18 protein-coding genes and 1 other annotated feature are annotated in these 18,894 nt (G+C 62.8%); all 18 genes read right to left on the reverse strand.

Annotated elements, in window-relative coordinates; all coding sequences use genetic code 11:
* Positions 1 to 146: 146 nt before the first annotated feature.
* The 18 genes from ileS to spoVE all read right to left on the reverse strand — a co-directional run bounded on the left by ileS (position 147) and on the right by spoVE (position 18,876).
* Positions 147 to 3,242, reverse strand: a complete 3,096-nt coding sequence (ileS, locus tag THECO_RS11215) for an isoleucine--tRNA ligase (protein WP_015255155.1) — start codon at positions 3,240 to 3,242, stop codon at positions 147 to 149.
* A gap of 51 nt (positions 3,243 to 3,293) precedes the next feature.
* Positions 3,294 to 3,566, reverse strand: a binding site (T-box leader).
* A gap of 72 nt (positions 3,567 to 3,638) precedes the next feature.
* On the reverse strand, positions 3,639 to 4,142 hold the full coding sequence (locus tag THECO_RS11220) for a DivIVA domain-containing protein (RefSeq protein ID WP_015255156.1): 504 nt from the start codon (positions 4,140 to 4,142) through the stop codon (positions 3,639 to 3,641).
* A gap of 78 nt (positions 4,143 to 4,220) precedes the next feature.
* On the reverse strand, positions 4,221 to 5,003 hold the full coding sequence (locus THECO_RS11225; RefSeq protein WP_015255157.1) for a YlmH family RNA-binding protein: 783 nt from the start codon (positions 5,001 to 5,003) through the stop codon (positions 4,221 to 4,223).
* Complete coding sequence (locus THECO_RS11230; RefSeq protein ID WP_015255158.1) at positions 5,000 to 5,266, reverse strand: YggT family protein; 267 nt, start codon at positions 5,264 to 5,266, stop codon at positions 5,000 to 5,002. Before THECO_RS11230 ends, THECO_RS11225 begins: the two co-directional genes overlap by 4 nt.
* Positions 5,267 to 5,270: 4 nt before the next feature.
* Positions 5,271 to 5,720, reverse strand: coding sequence for a cell division protein SepF (locus THECO_RS11235; protein ID WP_015255159.1), 450 nt, complete (start codon positions 5,718 to 5,720; stop codon positions 5,271 to 5,273).
* Positions 5,717 to 6,421, reverse strand: a complete 705-nt coding sequence (locus THECO_RS11240) for a YggS family pyridoxal phosphate-dependent enzyme (protein WP_015255160.1) — start codon at positions 6,419 to 6,421, stop codon at positions 5,717 to 5,719. The genes THECO_RS11235 and THECO_RS11240 overlap by 4 nt, the downstream gene beginning before the upstream one ends.
* A 6-nt stretch (positions 6,422 to 6,427) precedes the next feature.
* Positions 6,428 to 7,279 (reverse strand): peptidoglycan editing factor PgeF, encoded by an 852-nt coding sequence (gene pgeF / locus THECO_RS11245; protein ID WP_015255161.1) that lies wholly within the window; start codon positions 7,277 to 7,279, stop codon positions 6,428 to 6,430.
* A gap of 52 nt (positions 7,280 to 7,331) precedes the next feature.
* On the reverse strand, positions 7,332 to 7,610 hold the full coding sequence (locus THECO_RS11250) for a PRC-barrel domain-containing protein (RefSeq protein WP_015255162.1): 279 nt from the start codon (positions 7,608 to 7,610) through the stop codon (positions 7,332 to 7,334).
* 189 nt (positions 7,611 to 7,799) lie between these two features.
* On the reverse strand, positions 7,800 to 8,582 hold the full coding sequence (gene sigG, locus THECO_RS11255) for an RNA polymerase sporulation sigma factor SigG (protein ID WP_015255164.1): 783 nt from the start codon (positions 8,580 to 8,582) through the stop codon (positions 7,800 to 7,802).
* A 120-nt stretch (positions 8,583 to 8,702) separates the two neighbouring features.
* Positions 8,703 to 9,425: an RNA polymerase sporulation sigma factor SigE gene (sigE, locus tag THECO_RS11260; protein WP_015255165.1), complete on the reverse strand. Its 723-nt coding sequence runs from the start codon at positions 9,423 to 9,425 to the stop codon at positions 8,703 to 8,705.
* A gap of 35 nt (positions 9,426 to 9,460) precedes the next feature.
* A complete protein-coding gene (gene spoIIGA / locus THECO_RS11265; protein ID WP_015255166.1) occupies positions 9,461 to 10,399 on the reverse strand; it encodes a sigma-E processing peptidase SpoIIGA in 939 nt (312 codons plus the stop codon).
* Positions 10,400 to 10,799: 400 nt separating this feature from the next.
* Positions 10,800 to 11,921: a cell division protein FtsZ gene (gene ftsZ / locus THECO_RS11270; protein ID WP_015255167.1), complete on the reverse strand. Its 1,122-nt coding sequence runs from the start codon at positions 11,919 to 11,921 to the stop codon at positions 10,800 to 10,802.
* Between the two features lie 17 nt (positions 11,922 to 11,938).
* Entirely contained in the window at positions 11,939 to 13,186 is a 1,248-nt protein-coding gene (gene ftsA / locus THECO_RS11275; protein ID WP_015255168.1) for a cell division protein FtsA, read from the reverse strand.
* Between the two features lie 248 nt (positions 13,187 to 13,434).
* The gene (locus THECO_RS11280) at positions 13,435 to 14,202 is read right to left on the reverse strand and encodes a cell division protein FtsQ/DivIB (protein WP_015255169.1); all 768 of its coding nucleotides are present in this window, start codon (positions 14,200 to 14,202) and stop codon (positions 13,435 to 13,437) included.
* Positions 14,203 to 14,295: 93 nt separating this feature from the next.
* Complete coding sequence (gene murA / locus THECO_RS11285) at positions 14,296 to 15,579, reverse strand: UDP-N-acetylglucosamine 1-carboxyvinyltransferase (RefSeq protein WP_015255170.1); 1,284 nt, start codon at positions 15,577 to 15,579, stop codon at positions 14,296 to 14,298.
* A gap of 15 nt (positions 15,580 to 15,594) precedes the next feature.
* A complete protein-coding gene (gene murB / locus THECO_RS11290) occupies positions 15,595 to 16,500 on the reverse strand; it encodes a UDP-N-acetylmuramate dehydrogenase (RefSeq protein WP_015255171.1) in 906 nt (301 codons plus the stop codon).
* 152 nt (positions 16,501 to 16,652) lie between these two features.
* A complete protein-coding gene (murG, locus tag THECO_RS11295) occupies positions 16,653 to 17,771 on the reverse strand; it encodes an undecaprenyldiphospho-muramoylpentapeptide beta-N-acetylglucosaminyltransferase (protein WP_015255172.1) in 1,119 nt (372 codons plus the stop codon).
* A 7-nt stretch (positions 17,772 to 17,778) separates the two neighbouring features.
* Entirely contained in the window at positions 17,779 to 18,876 is a 1,098-nt protein-coding gene (gene spoVE / locus THECO_RS11300; protein ID WP_015255173.1) for a stage V sporulation protein E, read from the reverse strand.
* Positions 18,877 to 18,894: the final 18 nt, after the last annotated feature.

The raw sequence follows: 18,894 nt of genomic DNA on the forward strand, positions 1-18,894 counted from the left end.
GCCCGGACCGATCTTCCGTCCGTTCGTCCATGCCGTCCGCCCCTTTCCGGAGCCGCCGCAGAGCCGTGGCAGCCGCATCTTCCCGCGAAACGAAAAACGAGCCGCAGTGGCCCGTTTTCCTCGCTTGTCTGTTTTCCAGTATGTCCTCAGACGTCAATCCGGATTCCGATCGCAAAATCGCCCGCCTGCACCTTCTCCATGCCGTCCGCGGGACCGAACGCGACCTCCCGGAGCAGCACGTTTGCCTTGAGCAGCTCATCGAACGTCTGCAGCGCGGCCTGCAGCTCCTGCGGCACGTCAAGCTGCAACCGGACTCGCGCCTCGATCGGGAGATCAAGCTTCTTGCGCGTATCCTGCACGGCGCGGATCACTTCCCGCACCCAGCCTTCCTGCTCCAGCTCGGGCGTGATGTCCGTGTTGAGCGCGACCGTCACGCCGTCGCCCGACGCCGCCTTGAAACCCGTCTTGGCCCGCTTCTCGACCAGCAGCTCGTCGAGGGTGATCCGCAGCGTCTCGCCTTCCGGAGACGTCCAGTCGAGCCCGCCGTCCTCCAGCACCGCGCGCCGCGCGTCCTCCGCGGGGAGCGACTTCAGGTGCGCCTGGATCGGCGCGACATGGCGGCCGTACTTCTTGCCCGCGACCTTCAGGTTCAGCTTCAGGTCGAACTCGACGAACCCGCTGTCGCTCGTCTCCACGACGATCCGCTTCACGTTGATCTCGTCCTTGATGATCGCCTCATATTCTTCCAGCGGGAACGGCCGGCTGAGCGACACGATCAGCTCGGAGAGCGGCTGGCGCGTCTTGATGCCCGATTCGTTGCGCACGCTGCGCGCCAGCTCGACGATCCTGCGCGTCGTCTCCATATCGCGCTCGAGCGCTTCGTCGATCAGCGACTCGTCGGCCTGCGGGTAGTCCGCCAGATGGACGCTCTCGCCGCCGCCCAGGTTGACGTAGACGTCCTCCGCGACGAACGGCGTGAACGGCGCGATGAGCCGCGCAAGATCGAGCAGCACTTTGTGCAGCGTCTGATACGCCTCGATCTTGTCGTCCGTCAGCCCGCTGCCCCAGAACCGGTCGCGCGAGCGGCGGATGTACCAGTTGCTCATCTCGTCGACGAACGCCTCGATCTTCTTCGCCGGGTTCAGGAAATCGTACGCTTCAAGCCCCTTGCGCACATCCCGGATCAGGCTGTTCAGCCGCGAGATGATCCAGCGGTCCAGCTTGCTGGCCGGCTTCCGGTACGGATGGTCTTCCGGCCGGAATCCGTCGATCGACGCGTACAGGGCGTAGAAGGCGTGCGCGTTGACGATCGTGTCGACGACCTTCGATTTCGCCTCGGCGACGATGCCGCGCGAGAACCGCTTGCTGTTCCACGGCGCGCTGTCCGCGAGCAGCGCCCAGCGGAACGCGTCCGTGCCGTACGCCTCGATGATCTCCCACGGGTCGATGACGTTGCCCTTCGACTTCGACATTTTCTGGCCGTTCTCGTCGAGTACGTGGCCGGTCGAGATGACCCGTTTGTACGGCGACTTGCCGTTGTACAGCGTCGAGACGGCCAGCAGGCTGAAGAACCAGCCGCGCGTCTGGTCGATTCCTTCGACGATCATGTCGGCCGGATATTGGTCCTCGAACTTCGCGCGGTCGCCGAACGGATAATGATACTGGGCAAACGGCATCGAGCCGCTGTCGAACCAGACGTCGATCACTTCGGGCGTGCGCATCATGATGCCGCCTTCGCAATGCGGACAGCGCAGTGTCACTTCATCCACATACGGCTTGTGCAGTTCCAGATCTTCCGGCACGGGATGGGCAGCCCGCTCCCTCAAATCGGCGATGCTTCCCGGCGCGTATTCGCCCTGGCAGCTGCCGCACACCCAGACGTTGAGCGGCGTGCCCCAGTAGCGGTTCCGGCTGATGTTCCAGTCGACAAGGTCTTCGAGGAAATTCCCGAACCGGCCGTCGCGCAGATGGCCCGGATACCACTCGATCCCGCGATTGTTCGCGATCAGCTGGTCCTTCACCGCCGTCGTCCGGATGAACCAGCTTTCCGTCGCGTAGTAGAGCAGCGGCGTCTTGCACCGCCAGCAGAACGGATAGCTGTGCTCATAGCGCTCCTTCGCGAACAGCAGGCCGCGCTCGCTGAGCATCCGCACGATGTCGACGTCGCAATCCTTCACGAACCGGCCGGCGAAGTCGGTCACCGCGTCCGTGTAACGTCCCGCAGGATCGACGACGCTGAGCATGTCGATATTGTTCGCCTGGGCCGCCTTGTAGTCGTCCTCGCCATGGGCCGGCGCGATGTGCACGATGCCCGTGCCGCTCGTATCGCTGACGAAATCCGCCGCGATCACGACATGCGCGTTCTTGACCGGCACATAGCGGAACGGCGGCTCATACGCGAGGCCGGCCAGCTCCGAGCCTTGCAGTGACGAGAGGATCTCGTAGTCTTCCTTCATAACCGACTCGACGAGCGCTTCGGCGACGATGAACGTCTCCCCGTCCTTGCGGACGCGGACGTAGGTCATCTCCGGATTGACGGCCAGCGCCGTGTTGGCCGGCAGCGTCCACGGCGTCGTCGTCCAGGCGAGGATCGACGCGTCCTCCGACTTCAGCCGGAATTTGACCGTCGCGGACAGGTCCTTCACATCCTCGTAGCCTTGCGCCACTTCGTGCGAGCTGAGCGTCGTCTGGCAGCTCGGGCAATAGGGGCTCACGCGGTGACCGCGGTAGAGCAGCCCTTTCTTGTGGATCGTCGACAGGATGTGCCAGACGCTTTCGATGTAACGGTTGTCGAGCGTGATGTACGGATCGTCCAGATCGATCCAGTAGGCGATCGCCTCGGTCATCTCGCGCCATTGCCGCTCGTACTCGAACACGCTGTCCTTGCACTTCTTCACGAACGCCTCGACGCCGTAGCGCTCGATCTCATGCTTGCCGGAGATGCCGAGCTGCTTCTCGACGCCGAGCTCGACCGGCAGGCCGTGGGTGTCCCAGCCCGCCTTGCGCACGACGCGGTAGCCGGACATCGTCTTGTAGCGGCCGATGAAGTCTTTGATCACCCGACCGAGCACGTGACCGATGTGCGGCATGCCGTTCGCCGTCGGCGGTCCTTCATAGAACACGTAGTTGGGCCTTCCGGCGCGGTTTTCGATCGACCGCTTGAACGTGTTTTCCTTCCTCCACTTTTCGAGAATGCGCTGTTCGCGGGTCCTGGCCCGCTCTTTCACGTCTACGCGTTGCATGGTCAACCACTCCCGTCACTCAGGTCATCAAAACTGAAAAAAGCCCGCCCCGAAAGGGACGAGCTTCGCTCGCGTTACCACCCTCATTCCGCCTCCGCCGCGCGCCCTGGAAGCGCATGGCCTGAGACGGCACCTCACCGCAGACCGCAGTCTGCGCATCCGGATAACGGCGGATTTCCGGCGCGGCTTACTGCTCTTGTCAAGGTTCGGCCGCGCTTCTCGGAGATGATTTTCGGCTGCGGATCGAACACCGGCTTTCAGCGTGGGTACCGGCTCTCTGGGGAACGACCGCTGCAGCTTACTCGTTCTCGTCAACGAATTTGAGGTCGGCATTCAGTTTGTACCTATCCTATAGTTATACGCTTGCGCCCCGCGATTGTCAACCGGAAAGCGCCCTCATTCGTGCCCCGCGATTTCGCGCGTTTCGCGGGTCGCTGCAACCCCCTCGAGCGCATCCCAGCTGTCCTGGCTGAGCAGCTCAAGCTGCGCTTCGACGAGCGTCCGGAACCGCGTCCGGTAGATCGCCGCCTGTTTCTTCATCTCCTCAACCTCGAGTGCGATCTTGCGCGATTTCGCCAGGGCCTCGTTGATGATCCGGTCGGCGTTCTTCTCCGCTTCCTTGATCACGAGCTGCGCTTCCTTCTTCGCGTTGTTCTTCACTTCGTCCGCGGCTTCCTGCGCGATGATGATCGTCTTGCTCAGCGTCTCCTCGAGATTGGCGAAATGATTCAGCTTCTCCTGCAGCGCCAGCACCTGGTTCTGCAGTTCCTTGTTCTCGCGGATGAGCGCCTCGTAGTCCTTGATCACCTGGTCAAGAAACTCGTTGACCTCGTCCTCATCATAGCCGCGCAGGCGGCGGCCGAACTCTTTGTTATGGATATCCAGCGGCGTCAACGGCATGGTGACGCACCTCCTCCTTACATTGCCCGAACGATACCGTACCCTTTCGACAGGTTCCGATGGAATTCCTGCCAAGCTTCAAATAAATTTGCCTATGCTGACGCGCAGCCGGCCGCTTTTCGTCGGCCCGTCGACCTTGAGAATTTTGAACCGGCCGAAACCTTTGAACGAGACGATGTCGCCTTCCTCGAGCCGGGCGGAAGGATCTTCTTCCGTCTTCCAGTTGACCCGGCACCGGCCCGCCCGGATCGGGTCCAGAATCTTCGACCGGCTGATGCGGAGCACGTCGCTCGCCACGCCGTCCAGACGCAAAGAAGCCACCGTGATAACCGTCACGTCCATCTCGGGCTGCACGACCCGGAGGCTCTCCCGGGGAAGAATGTCCGTGCGGACGGGCACACGATGCACTTGGTTCAAATGGGTATGCAGAAATCCGGCCATCTCTTCCGTCACGAGACAGTGGCAGCCGTCATCGCGCACATGAAGATCGCCGATTACGTCCCGTTTGATGCCGAGCCCGAGCAGGGCGCCGAGATAATCGCCGTGGTCGAGTTCGAGGAACTTGCCGCCCGACGCCTCGACCGCCAGCACGACAATGCCGCAATCCACGTCTTCCGGATCGCGGTATGCCGGGACGATAACGGCGCGCTTCCGCTCGGCTTCCGGATAGCCGCCATCCAGCCGCAGGACCGCATCCGGCTCGCGGCCGGCAATCGACTGCAGGATGAACTGCTGCCGCGGGTCCAGGAAGTCGGTCACGACCGGCGCATGACGTTCGGCCGCCCGCTCCACCCACTCCAGCGCGCGGTCGACGAACGGACGCTCTTCCGGATGGAAGTGGACATAGAGCGACTGACTCATATGAAGAATTCAATCACCGCAATGAGCCCCATCGCGATGAACTGCAGTGCGAAGATGGCGACGATCGGCGAAATGTCCAGCATGCCCCCGATCGGCGGGATGAGCCGACGGAACGGCGCAAGGTACGGTTCGACCAGTTTGCCGAGCATTTCGCCGATGAAGCTGTCGCGGGCGTTCGGAATCCAGGACAGCAGCACATAGGCGATAATGACGAACGTGTATATCCGGTGAATAAGCCAAATTAAAGATTCAATTTCAGACACGAGGTCACCTCATCGTCTTGTATTCGTTGTCATCCGTCAGCATGTCCGTGATCGTGCCCTGCACTTCCACCGTATCCGGCGTGCACAGGAAGATGTTCGGCCCGATCTTCGTGATCGACCCGTTCAGCGCATAGACCGTGCCGCTCAGGAAATCGACAATCCGGATCGCATGGTCGGTGCGGATCCGCTGCAGGTTGACGACGACGGAACGACGGGAACGCAGATGATCGGCTATCTCCTGCGCCTCGTCGTAGGAACGCGGTTCGTTCAGCACGACGCGGACATTCTTCTGCGCATGGATGCTGACGACATTGCCGCCCTTCATGGTTCTACGCGATTCGAAGACCGGCGTTTCAATTTCCTGCTCCGCGTCAGCGGACGACCGGCCGCGCTCGACGACTTCCTCTTCTTCCTGAAGCCCGAGAAAACTCATGAATCGGTTCATGACGTTCATGACACAGCCTCCTCTTTCCCCACCAGAATCGTCCCCAGCCGGAGCCATGTCGCCCCTTCTTCGACCGCAACCTCGAAATCGTTCGACATGCCCATGGAAAGCCCGCTTGCTTCCTCCCGCAGGACGGCGGCCCGGTTCAGTTCATCCCGGAGGTTGCGGAGCGCCCGGAATACCGGCCGCGCCTCTTCCGGGTCGTCGCCAAACGGCGCCATCGTCATCAGGCCCGCCACGGCGATGCCGCGCATATCCGCGATGGTTCGCGCAAAGCCGATCAAATCTTCCGGCGCAAGGCCGTGCTTCGACGCTTCGCCGGAGACGTTCACCTGAATGAAGCAGGGAACGCGGATGCCCAGCTGTTCGGCGCGCTTGTCGATCGCCTGGGCAAGCGAGAGCCTGTCCAGCGAATGGATGTAAGCGAACTTTCCGACGACGTCCTTGACCTTGTTCGTCTGCAGCGAACCGATGAAATGCCAGACCGGCTTCGGCTGCTCATCCTGCAAGGCGCGCCACTTCGGCGCGGCGTCCTGCCACCGGTTCTCGCCGAGATGGACGAGCCCCGCGCGGAGCGCCTCCCTTGCGGCCGCTTCGCCGGCATATTTCGTCACGGCGACGATGCCGATCTCTTCCCGCCGGCGGCCGCTGCGGGCGCAAGCTTCGCGGATGCGGCGGTCGACGTCGTCCAGTCTCGCCCGGATTGACACGTCGGTTCACCTCTCACGCATGCCGATGAAACTCGCCATCCTTCCCGTCCTTCCGCCTTCCCGCCGGTGGGAGAAAAACAGATCGCGCCGGCATCCGGTGCAGAAGGACGAAAATGCGATGCGACTCGGCATGATTCCTGATCTTATCATAATCTGTCGGTTCATTTCTTTCAAGTTAAGCCTTGCTTTGCCATCATCCGTCATGCGGATCATGGCGTCCAGGGGCGCGCCGCCCGAAGGCGCGAGCGACTCCGCCAGCGGCAGCGCGCTCCCGATCACCGGGCCGTCAACCTCGTAGCAGCACGGGCCGATCGCCGGACCGATCGCGGCGCGGATGTCGGCCGGGCGGCTGCCGAATTCCCGCTCCATCGCCTCGATCGTCCGCGCGGCGATTTCAAGCGTCGTTCCCCGCCAGCCGGCATGGGCGAGCGCCACCGCGCCCCGCTTCGGATCGTGGAACAGGAGCGGCACGCAGTCCGCGTAATACGATGCGAGCAGGATGCCCGGCTCATCCGTCATGATCGCGTCCGCCCCGGGAATGGCCGATTCCAGATCCTTGCCGCCCCGGCCCCGGTCCGCGCTTGCGACGCGGTGGACGCGGCAGCCATGCACCTGCTCCGCGCACGTCCAGGCAGCCGGGTCCCAGCCGGCCGCCTCCGCCGCGAGGGCGCGGTTGCGGACGACGGCCTCGGCCGTATCGCCGACATGCAGGCCGCAGTTCAGCGACGCCCAGGGCGGACTGCTGACGCCGCCTTCCCGGCCGGTGATGCCGGCCGTCAGGCCCGGCGACTCTTCCATCCAGCCGCGCAGCAGAAACAGCGCCGGACCGTTGCCTTCCATCCGAACGAACGGTTCCATCGGGTTCACCTCGCAGAACCAGTGTACCACAGCGGCTGCGTCGAAGAAATCGTCACCGTTCGCTCAGCTCCACGTCCTGAACGCGATTCAGCCGGGTGTCGTCCAGCCTGACGAGCACGACGTCTTCGCCTACCTTGACGATGCTGCGCCACGGAATGATGACATCGGCTCCGCCGCCGCCGAACAGCCCGAAGAAACGGCCGCTTTCCGGCACGATGATCGATTCGATCCGGCCTTGCCTGAGATCCAGCTCCAGATCGCTGACATGGCCGAGCTTCCGGCCGTCCACGATATTGATGACATCCTTCTCCTGCAATTCGGAAATCCGCAATCCGCGCCACCACGCTCTCTTCGATTGATCTTCCCTTCTACCATGTTATCGCGGAAGGCGGCATGAAATGTCCGACCGGCGCAAGAAAAATGGCTGCGCCGTCCTCCCGGGCGGGCGCAGCCGCATGGCGGCGCTGGCAAGCCTTGGCCGCAACAAAGCCGGACGCTTCCGCGCCCGGCCTTAAGGTCTTCAGGCTTTCACATGTTTTTGCATCTGCTGGATGGCCGACTTCTCGAGACGCGACACCTGAGCCTGCGAGATGCCGATCTCGTCCGCCACCTCCATCTGGGTTTTCCCTTCGAAAAAACGCATGGATAAAATCATTTTCTCCCTTTCGCCGAGTTTGGTCATTGCCTCCCGCAGTGCGATCTCCTCAATCCAGGACGAATCCTTGTTGCGGTCGTCGCTGATCTGGTCCATCACATAGATCGGATCGCCGCCGTCGTGGAAGATCGGCTCGAACAGGGAGACCGGATCCTGGATGGCGTCCAGGGCGAATACGACGTCTTCCTTGGGCACGCCTAGCGCTTCCGAAATCTCGTAGATGGTCGGTTCGCGTGAATGCTGGTTCGTGAGCGTGTCGCGCACTTGCAGCGCCTTGTAGGCGATGTCGCGCAGACTTCGGGAGACGCGGATCGGGTTGTTGTCCCGAAGATACCGCCGGATTTCGCCGATGATCATCGGCACGGCATAGGTGGAGAACTTCACGTTCTGGCTGAGGTCAAAGTTGTCGATGGCTTTCATCAGCCCGATGCAGCCGACCTGAAACAGATCGTCGACGAATTCTCCCCGGTTGTTGAACCGCTGGATGACGCTGAGCACGAGCCGCAGGTTGCCGTTCACCAGCTTCTCCCGGGCCGACAGTTCTCCCCGGGTCTGCAGCGCCGTGAACAACTCGCGCATCTCCGCATTCGTCAGCACCGGAAGTTTCGAGGTATCCACTCCGCAGATCTCAACTTTGTTTCGGGTCAACGCGATAACCTCCCAAGGAGAAACATTACTGTACATTATCCCCTTGGGCTTTGTTTTTATTCTGGACGCAAAGCGGCCCCGGAGGCGGTCTTTATGCCCGCGGTCCGGGGCCCCGTGAAATTACACCATCTTGTTGAACTCCTTGCGCAGCCGCTTGATGATCCGCTTCTCCAGCCGGGAAATGTACGACTGCGAAATGCCGAGCATATCGGCGACATCCTTCTGCGTCTTCTCCTCGCCGTCCGTGAGGCCGAACCGGAGCTCCATGATCGTCCGTTCCCGCTCCGTCAACTTGTCCAGCGCCTTCTGGAGCAGCTTCCGGTCGACCTGCTCCTCGATGTTCCGGTAGATGGTGTCGCCTTCGGTGCCGAGCACGTCGGAGAGCAGCAGTTCGTTGCCGTCCCAGTCGATGTTGAGCGGCTCGTCGAACGACACCTCGGTGCGGGTCTTGCTGTTGCGCCGCAGGTACATCAGAATCTCGTTCTCGATGCAGCGGGAGGCATACGTGGCCAGCTTGATTTTCTTTTCCGGATCGAACGTATTGACCGCCTTGATGAGGCCGATCGCGCCGATGGAGACCAGGTCCTCGATGTGGATGCCCGTGTTTTCGAACTTGCGGGCGATGTAGACGACGAGCCGGAGATTGCGTTCGATCAGCATCGCCCGGATCGCCGCATCTCCGGACGGCAGCCGCTTGAGCAGATACTCCTCTTCCTCGCGCGTCAGCGGCGGCGGCAGCGCTTCGCTGCCTCCGATGTAGTAAACCTCTTCGCGCTTCAGACCGAATAAAAACAAAACGCGATAATAGAATAACTGCAGCATCAGTTTCCACTTCACGGGCATGTCCGCAAGTCCCCTCCGTATGCGTGTTGATGCATTCATCCGCTGCCGTCGTCCTCGAGCATGGACGGATGAATGATCGCCTGGTAGGCGCCGTCGGACGCCAACGTGCCGCCCTCCAGGCCGACAAGCACGCGGCTTGTCTCGCTGCGGCGCCCGTCCCGCTCGATGCACACCCTGTCGGGTTTTACGGCCAGCATGAGCTGCGTTCTGCCGCCGATGCCCCGATAGGGCACGAATCTCAGCCGTTCGCCCCAGGCATGGCCGCCCAGGTCCAGCCGGGCCAGCAGGCCTTCGACATCGCCGCTGCGCAGCGCTTCGATCCAGGCCTCGGGAAGCTCGCCGCTCCAGAGCGCGGCTTCCGCGACCATGACCGGTGTCCGGGTCAGCGGATCATACAACCGGTTGCCCGTATCGATGAGCCCTGTGCAGCGCGCAGTCCGGCCGCCGATTTCGACGGTCACCTCCGCGAGGCTGCCCAGCGTCCGCTCCGTATGCTTCCGACTGCTCCAGACGGCGCGCCAGATGAGCAGCGCCGCTCCCGCGGCGGCAAGAACCGAGGCCAGTCCGTACTGCACTTCAATGCCGACGCCGCCCCCATCGGTCAACCACAACCTGTCCCACATGCCGCCGCGGCTCTGCAGCAGATAGTGGAGACCGATGACGCCGCCCGCCGCGGCGAAATTGATGCCGTAGAACGCCACCGCGATGCGGATGAACCGCTGCAGCCCGCCGAAGCCGAACGCGATCAGCAGCATGAGCAGCGACAGCGCGATTTTGGACAGCACCGACAGCAGCCAGCCGGCGCCGGGAAGGAACAGCAGCGCGGTGTATGCGGCGCCGACCGCGGCCGCCGCCGCAAGCCGCCACCACTTCGGCCTTATGCCCCTCACCCAGGCCGTCGTCAACAGCACCGCGCCGTCGATGATCAGATTCGAGAGAAAAACAAGATCCACGTATACGACCAGCAGCTTCACCCGCCGTTGATTTCATTCCGCGGCTTTCCGTTTTCGCGCGCCCAGCGATCGCTTGGCGGTCTTACGGTTAAGTATAGCGGGGACCATGCCTGAAGTCTGTCTAAAGCCGCCGTCAGGGAGAATCTATTTTTGTCGATGTTCCGGCGCGCAAAGCGCAAGTGGAGGAAAGGCATGACCGCTGTGTATCGTCCTAACGGAACGGGGTTTCGCTATAGACGAGTTCACCGCCGGCCGTCGTCCTCTAACGGAACGCGGTACCGTTAGAGGCAGAATGCAGGGGGCAGCCGCACGGACTTATGGAGACATTCCGATCATACTAAAAAAGCCGCCCCGATCAGGCGGCCGGCGCCGCCTTGGGACAGCTTTGGTGTTGCAGCATAAGGATAATGATCAGTCCGGATTATTCGCGTTCGCTGCGCGGACGGTTGCGCAGGAAGGCCGGGATGTCCAGTTGGTCGCTGGACGGGAGCTGGCCGAACGGACGCAGGTTCGAACCGCCGGACGGACGGCTCTCTTGCGTTTCCGATCCGCCGGTGCCGGCCGACGCCGGACGGCGTCCCGTTCCGCCTTTCGTCTCGAAACCGGTCGCGATGACCGTGACCTTGATGTCATCCTTCATGTCTTCGTCGATGCTGGCGCCGAAGATCATGTTCACTTCCGGATCGGAAGCCGCGATGACGATCTCGGCCGCTTCGTTCACTTCATAGAGCGACAGGTTGGAGCCGCCGGTGATGTTCATGATGATGCCGCGCGCGCCGTCGATGCTCGTCTCGAGCAGCGGGCTCATGATCGCCTTGCGGGCCGCTTCAGCCGCCCGGTTCTCGCCGCTCGCCACGCCGATGCCCATGAGCGCGGAACCGCGCTCGGTCATGATCGTCTTCACGTCGGCGAAGTCGAGGTTGATGAGCCCTGGCACCGCGATCAGGTCGGAAATGCCCTGCACCGCCTGCCGCAGCACGTTGTCGGCTTCGCGGAATGCCTCCAGCATCGGCGTCTTCTTGTCCACAATTTCAAGCAGCCGGTCGTTCGGAATGACGATCAGCGTATCGACCTTCGACTTGAGCTCCTCGATGCCCATTTCGGCCTGCATCGACCGTTTGCGGCCTTCGAACGTGAACGGACGGGTGACGACGCCGACCGTCAGCGCGCCGCATTCCTTCGCGATTTCGGCGATGACCGGCGCCGCGCCGGTGCCGGTTCCGCCGCCCATGCCGGCCGTCACGAACACCATGTCCGCGCCCTTGAGCCGTTCGGCGACCATTTCGCGCGATTCTTCGGCAGCCTTCTTGCCGACCTCCGGATTGGCGCCTGCGCCGAGGCCGCGGGTGAGCTTCTCGCCGATCTGCAGCTTCTGCTCGGACTTCGCCTGCTGAAGCGCCTGCGCATCCGTATTGACCGTGATGAACTCGACGCCGCGCACGCCGGTCTCAATCATCCGGTTGACCGCGTTGCTGCCGCCGCCGCCTACGCCGATCACCTTGATCGACGCCAGCGGTTCCATTTCCATATCGAATTCCAGCATGAGTGAAGTTCCTCCGATCAAATGAATTCGCTGAACATCCGCTTCAGCCGCTCGAAGAATCCCGGTTTGGCCGCCACGGGCGAAGCCGGGGCCGGCTTGCGCACCGCTGCCCGCCTTGCGGAGCCTGCGGCGCGCGGCCGCATGTAGCGGGAAACGTACTGGATTATGCCGACGCCGCTCGTGAACGCCGGATCCCGGACGCCGATGTAGTCCGGAACGGCGATCCGCACGCTCGTCTCAAGCTCCCGCTGCGCCAGCGCCTGCACGCCCGGCATCGATGCCGTTCCGCCCGTGAGCACGCAGCCGTTCACCTTGCCTTCGTAGCCAAGCCGGATGATCTCCTGCCGGACAAGCTGGAAGATCTCCTGCATGCGCGGCTCGATAATGTTGGCCAGGTCGACCTGGGAAAATTCCTTCTCGACGTTGCTGCCCATGCGCACGACTTTGAACTTCTGGTCTTCCGCCGCGTCGCTGACCAACGCGCAGCCGAACTTCAGCTTGATCTTCTCCGCCTGCTCGGTCTGCGTTCGGAGTCCGTAAGAGATATCGTTCGTCACGTATTCGCCGCCGACGGGCAGCGTGGACGTCGCCGCCAGATTGCCCTGCTCGAAAATGGCGATCGTCGTGGAACCGGCGCCGAGGTCGATGAGGGCGGTTCCCATGTTCTTCTCGTCCTTGGTCAGCGCCATCTGGCCGGATGCGAGCGACATCAGGATGACGCCTGCGATCTGCAGATCCGCTTTCTCGACGCAGCGCATCAGGTTATGTATCGCCGTCTTCGCTCCGGTGATGACGGTCGCTTCCACTTCCAGCCGTACGCCGATCATGCCGCGCGGATCGGAGATGCCGTCCAAACCGTCGACCAGAAACTGGCGCGGCACCAGGCCGATGATCTCGCGCTCGGGCGGCAGCGCCACGACCCTCGCCGCCTGCAGCACCCGTTCAATGTCGTCTTCCCCGATCTCGCGGTCCTCGTTCGATACCGCGACGACGCCGTGATTCGTCTGCAGCGCGATATGGTTGCCCTGAATTCCGACATAGACTTCGGATATTTCAATCCCGACCATGCGTTCCGCGTGATCCACCGCATTGCGGATCGACTGCACGGTCTGGTCGATATCGACGATGGCTCCTTTGCGAATGCCTTCCGAGTCGGCAGATCCGACGCCGATGATGTTGATCGTGCCGTTCTGGACTTCACCGATAATGACGCGGACTTTGGATGTTCCGATGTCCAGGCTGACGATCAAGTCGCTGCTGCTCAACCCCTGGCACCTCCGTTTCTCCGATAAAAAATGTAATCTAAAGTGCGAAGTTCCAACATATTGATTACCAGCGGGCGATATTCACGCGCATATCCTTGTCCAAGTAATTCAACGCGCCTTATATTTTCCCTCTTTTTTCTACAAAGTTTTTACACTGGCAATTGGTGGGTAAGGACCCAGCAAGGATGAACTCATAAACGAAATTGTACCATTGTTCACGCGGCTTGAGTAGTGGCTATTAGTCCTGTTTACCGGGAGTTTTCCGCATCCGGCGCTTCCTCTTCGCCGTCTCCGCCTTCTTCCGTGTAAAGCACGTAGCGGTCCGCCAGCAGCAGCGTCATGCTGCCCGGTTCCTGCGTCTCGATGACGGCGCGGATCGTTTCCGCCTTCTCTTCGAGGAGGGAAACGGCGGTGATGATCTCGAACCGGGTGCGCGTGTAGATGCGGATCCGGTCGGGCCAGGCTTCCGACGGGTACGGCGCGATTTCCGAAAAATCGGCAAGCAGGTCGTCCGGCAGCCGGGAAAGCGCGTCGACGAGCTTGAGCTTGTCCGCCTCCCGTCCGTTCCAGCTGCGCAGCACCGGCCTGTCCACGACGGAGTCGGCGCCGATCGACAGCTCTTTCCCGTTCGACAGGATGGCCGTGATTGCGCCGTCCGCCGTCAGTCCGTAGGCAACGGCCGGATATTCCGTCACCTCGATGTGCAGCTTTCCCGGGAACGTCTTGCGGACGACCGCCGACGCAACCGGCTCCAGCTTCTCCACCCGCCCGGCAATCGCGTCCGCGGCCGGCCAGAAGAACGGGTCGCCCGGCTCGACGCCGGAAGCGGCCAGAATCTCGCTTTCACTGGCGAACCGGCCGCCCGATACGGTCACTTCCGAGATTTTGCTGAGACTGGAGCGGAAGAACAGGACAAGGAGAAGCACGATGAACAGCGCGTAGATTACGCCGAGCAGCCGCCTGTTGCTCCTTCGCTTGGGGCTCGGCTCCTTCAGTACGGGCATGCGTTCCGTCATTTCCATTCTCCTGACGAGGGAATCGCAAGCTTGTCCGACGCCGCCACAAATGAAACCCGGCATTCCCAGCGGGGAAAGCCGGGCGGCGGTCCTTCATCCGGGAATCACGCGGTTGTTCGGCACCGCGGCGTACCGCATGATCCGTGCGCCGAGACTCGCGAACATCGCTTCGATCCGCTCGTAACCTCGATCGATATGATAGACTTGTTCGATGACCGTCTTGCCCTGCGCGGCCAGACCGGCGATGACGAGCGCCGCGCCGGCCCTCAGGTCGGTCGCTTCGACCGTTGTCCCGTATAGCCGCGGCACGCCGCGGATGATCGCCGAGTTCAGGTCGACGCGGATATCGGCGCCCATGCGCACCAGTTCGTCGACATGTTTGAAACGGCCTTCAAAGATCATCTCTTTCACGACGCTGACGCCGTCGGCCAGCGCGAGCAGCACCATGATCTGCGCCTGCAGATCGGTCGGGAAGGCCGGATACGGACTCGTCACGATCCGTTCCACCGCCTTCGGGCGGATAACGCCCCCGACCTTAATTATATCATCGTCCACGGTCACTTGAACACCGGCCCGGCGCAGCACATGGATGAGCGAAGTCAGGTGGGAAGGATTCGCACCCGTCAGTGTCACCTGTCCGCGCGTTGCCGCAGCGGCGACCATCAGCGTCCCGGTGACGATCCGGTCCGGGATGATCCGGTAGCGGCAAGGCACAAGCCGCTTCACGCCCTCTATTCTGATCGTGCCCGTGCCGGCGCCCGTGACGCGCGCCCCCATGCTGTTCAGGAAGTTTTGCAGATCCTCGATCTCCGGCTCGCGCGCCGCGTTCGTGATCGTCGTCACACCGTCCGCCAGAACGGCCGCCATCATCAGGTTCTCGGTCGCGCCCACGCTCGGAAAATCGAGATGGATGTCGGTGCCGGTCAGCCTGCTCGCGCGGCAGACGATCCGGTTGCCGTCCTCGCGGATCTCGGCGCCGAGCATTCGCAGGCCGAGCAGATGAAGATCGATCTTCCGTTCACCGATCGCGCAGCCGCCGGGCTGGTACACTTCCACTTCCCCGAATCTTGCCAGCAGCGGCCCCATCAGAAAGATGGACGAACGCATTTGTCTCATGAGCGATTCCGGAATGTGCGCGGAATTCGCGGAGGTCGTGTCGAGCACAACGGACTGGCCGATCTGCTCCGCGCGGCATCCGAGCGAGCGAAGGATGTCCAGCATCACGTCGATGTCGAGCAGGTTCGGCACCTGATCGACAATGACCGTGCCTTCCACCAGCATGCCGGCCGCCAGTATCGGCAGCGCGGCGTTCTTCGCGCCCTGGATGGCGATAGTACCGGAGAGCGGCCTGCCGCCTTCAATCACCAATGTGTCCAAAGCTACACCTCCGATTTACCGCTCACCCACCACCAATACCTCGGGGACCAGCTCGACGCCGAAACGCGCCTTGACGGTCCGCTGGATATGCTCCATGAGGGTGAGGACGTCTTCGGCCTTCGCCTGCCCCGTATTCACGATGAAATTGGCATGCACATCCGATATGGCCGCGCCCCCCGACCGCCAGCCCTTGAGCCCGGCCGCTTCGATCAGCCGGGCCGCGTAGTCGCCGGGCGGGTTGCGGAAGACCGAACCGGCGGTCGGCGCCTGCAGCGGCTGCGTCCGCTGCCTGCGGTCCTTGTAGGACGCCATTGCCGCCGCGATTTCCTTCCGGTCGCCGGGCGCAAGCTCGAACGTCGCCTCGGCGACAATGCCCGGCATGTCGTGCAGAATGGAGTGCCGGTAGCCGAATTGCATCGCCTCGCGGTCGAAACGCACAATTTCACCGTTTTCCGTGACAATCTCGGCCGACTTGAAGATGCGTGACACGTCCGATCCGTGGGCGCCGGCGTTCATATAGACGGCGCCGCCGACCGATCCCGGAATTCCCCCCGCAAATTCCAGGCCGGTCAGTCCGTGCTTGCCGGCGAGCACGGACAGTTTGATGAACGAGAAGGCCGCGCCTGCGATGACCGTATGCCCGTCGAACCGCGCGTAATCGAGACCGGGTCCGGGCTTGATGACAACGCCGCGAATGCCCTTGTCCAGAACCAGCATGTTGGAGCCGCGGCCGAGGTTCGTCCACGGCACGCCGTGCCGGTGAAGCAGCGCGACGGCGGCAGCCAGCTCCCGCTTGCCTCTCGGTATGATCAGCAGATCGGCGGGGCCGCCGATTTTCCAGGTGGTGTACTTGGCCAGCGGTTCGTTCGGCAGCAGTTCGCCGATGTCGGCGCGCTTCAATTCGTCAATCAACTGCTGCATGGACGATCCTCCTTCCTCTCAGCCGGAATGGACATGTAGGGCAGCCGGCGCCCGGCGGCCTTGCGCCGCGGCTGCCGCGGAGTCGGCGGTCACGATCATGTGACAGTCTATGCCCGGCACATGTCGAGTGTGACAATCGCCCAGACGCGCCGTCAACAGCCGCGTTTCGGGGCGGCAAGCGTACGGAGTTCTGCCGTGATCCGCTCCGCGGAATCCGGCATCGCAAGCGACTTCGCGGCTTCCGACATCGCGCGCCGGACCGCCTCGTCCCCCATGATGCGGGCGATCGTTCCGGCCAGTTTCTGACCGGCAAGTTCGCGTTCGAGAATCATGACCGCCGCCCCGGCATCCGCCAGGCTCCGCGCGTTCGCTTCCTGGTGGTTGTGCGTCACGTTGGGCGACGGCACCAGAATCGACGGCACGCCGAGCGCGGTGATTTCGGCGATCATGGAAGCGCCGGCGCGGCTGATGATGAGCGATGACGCCGCGAGCACTTCCGGCATATTGTCGAGATACGGCACGACGCGGAGCCGGCGGGACAGTTCCGCCGGCAGCCGGTTCAGCCGCTCCTTCGTCTGTTCGTAATGGACGTCCCCGGTGACGGCGACCAGCCAGACGCCGTCCAGCCGGCCGACGGCGCCGGCGATGTCGGGAATGACTTCATTGAGCGCCCTGGCCCCGCGGCTGCCGCCGACGACCAGGACGATGCGGCTTCCTTCGGGGATGCCGAGCGAGGCGTACCCCTTCGCCTTGTCCGCGTGCAGCACGTTCGTCGCGCAAGGGTTGCCGGTATGGACGATCCGCCGCCCCCGGCGGAACCGCGCTTTCGATTCCGGGAAGCTGACCGCAATCGTATCCGCATAGCGGCTCAGGAATGCGTTCGCCATACCCGGGTCGACGTTCTGCTCGTGGATGAGCGTCGGAATGCCGAGCCGGGCGGCCGCGTAGACGACCGGTCCGCACACGTAGCCGCCGGTGCCGACGACGACATCGGGACGAAAGCCGCGGAGCAGCGCCCTCGACCGGCGGACGGCGCGCAGAAAGCGGATGACCGTGCGCACGTTGTCGAGCGACAGTTTCCTTTTGAACCCGCTGATCTCGATCGTCTCGAACGGAATGCCGAGCTTCGGCACGATCCGGCTTTCCAGCCCGGTGGAAGAACCGATGTAGAGCAGTTCCGTATCCGGATCTTCCCGCTTCAGCTGGCGGCCGATCGATGCGGCCGGGTAAATATGGCCTCCCGTGCCGCCGCCGGTCAGTACAACTCGCATTGCGCGTTCACCTCGAATATCGGGATATGTTCAACAGGATGCCGAGCGCCGTCAGCAGCAGCGTCAGCGACGAGCCGCCGTAGCTGACGAGGGGCAGCGTAATGCCCGTGACCGGCAGCAGGCCGATGACGACGCCGATGTTGATGAACACCTGCACGGCGATAATGCCGGTGATGCCGACGGCAAGCAGGCTGCCGAACGTATCCGGCGCGGTGATCGCGGTGCGCAGGCCGCGCCAGATCAGGACGAGAAACAGCAGGATGAGGGCCGTCCCGCCGATGAAGCCCAGTTCTTCCGCCCAGATGGAGAAAATGAAGTCGGTCTGCGGCTCCGGCAGGTAGCTGTATTTCTGGCGGCTCTCGCCGAGCCCGAGCCCGATCAGGCCGCCGGGGCCGATTGCGTACAGCGACTGGATGATCTGATAGCCGGAGCCGAGCGGATCCTGCCACGGGTCGAGAAAACCGGTGATCCGCTTCATCCGGTACGGTTCGGCGATGATGAGGCCGACGAGGCCGGCCGCGCCGATCCCGGCCAATGCGCCGAGATGAAGCAGCCGGGCGCCTGCCGCATAGATGATCAACATCGTCGCGCCGACCATGACCGCGCCGCTGCCGAGATCCGGCTGCAGCATGATCAGGCCGAACGCGCAGCCCATGATCGCAAGCGGCGGCAACAGTCCGCGCGTAAAGACGGCGATCTCCTTCTGCCGGTCCGAGAGATACTTCGCCATGAAGATGATCATGGCCAGCTTCATGAATTCGGACGGCTGAATGCCGAACGAGCCGATGCCGAGCCAGCTCCGCGCGCCGCCGCGCACGACGCCGACGCCGGGAATGAGCACGATGACGAGCAGCGCGAAACAGACGACGAGGACCGCCAGGGCGTATTTCTTCCATACCCGGTAGTCGGTACCCGCCATGAAGATCATCATGCCGATTCCGAGCGCGGCGAAGAGCAGCTGCCGCTTCAAATAATAAAAAGCATCTCCGTATTCGCGCAGCGCGAGCACGGCGCTGGAACTGTACACCATGACCAGGCCGGCGGCCATTATGAGCAGGACGGCTCCGATCATCCACATGTCCGGGGCGGTTCGGGCTTTCGGCATGATGCGACACCTCTTGCA

The sequence above is a fragment of the Thermobacillus composti KWC4 genome (genome assembly GCF_000227705.2).
Taxonomy (GTDB): domain Bacteria; phylum Bacillota; class Bacilli; order Paenibacillales; family Paenibacillaceae; genus Thermobacillus; species Thermobacillus xylanilyticus.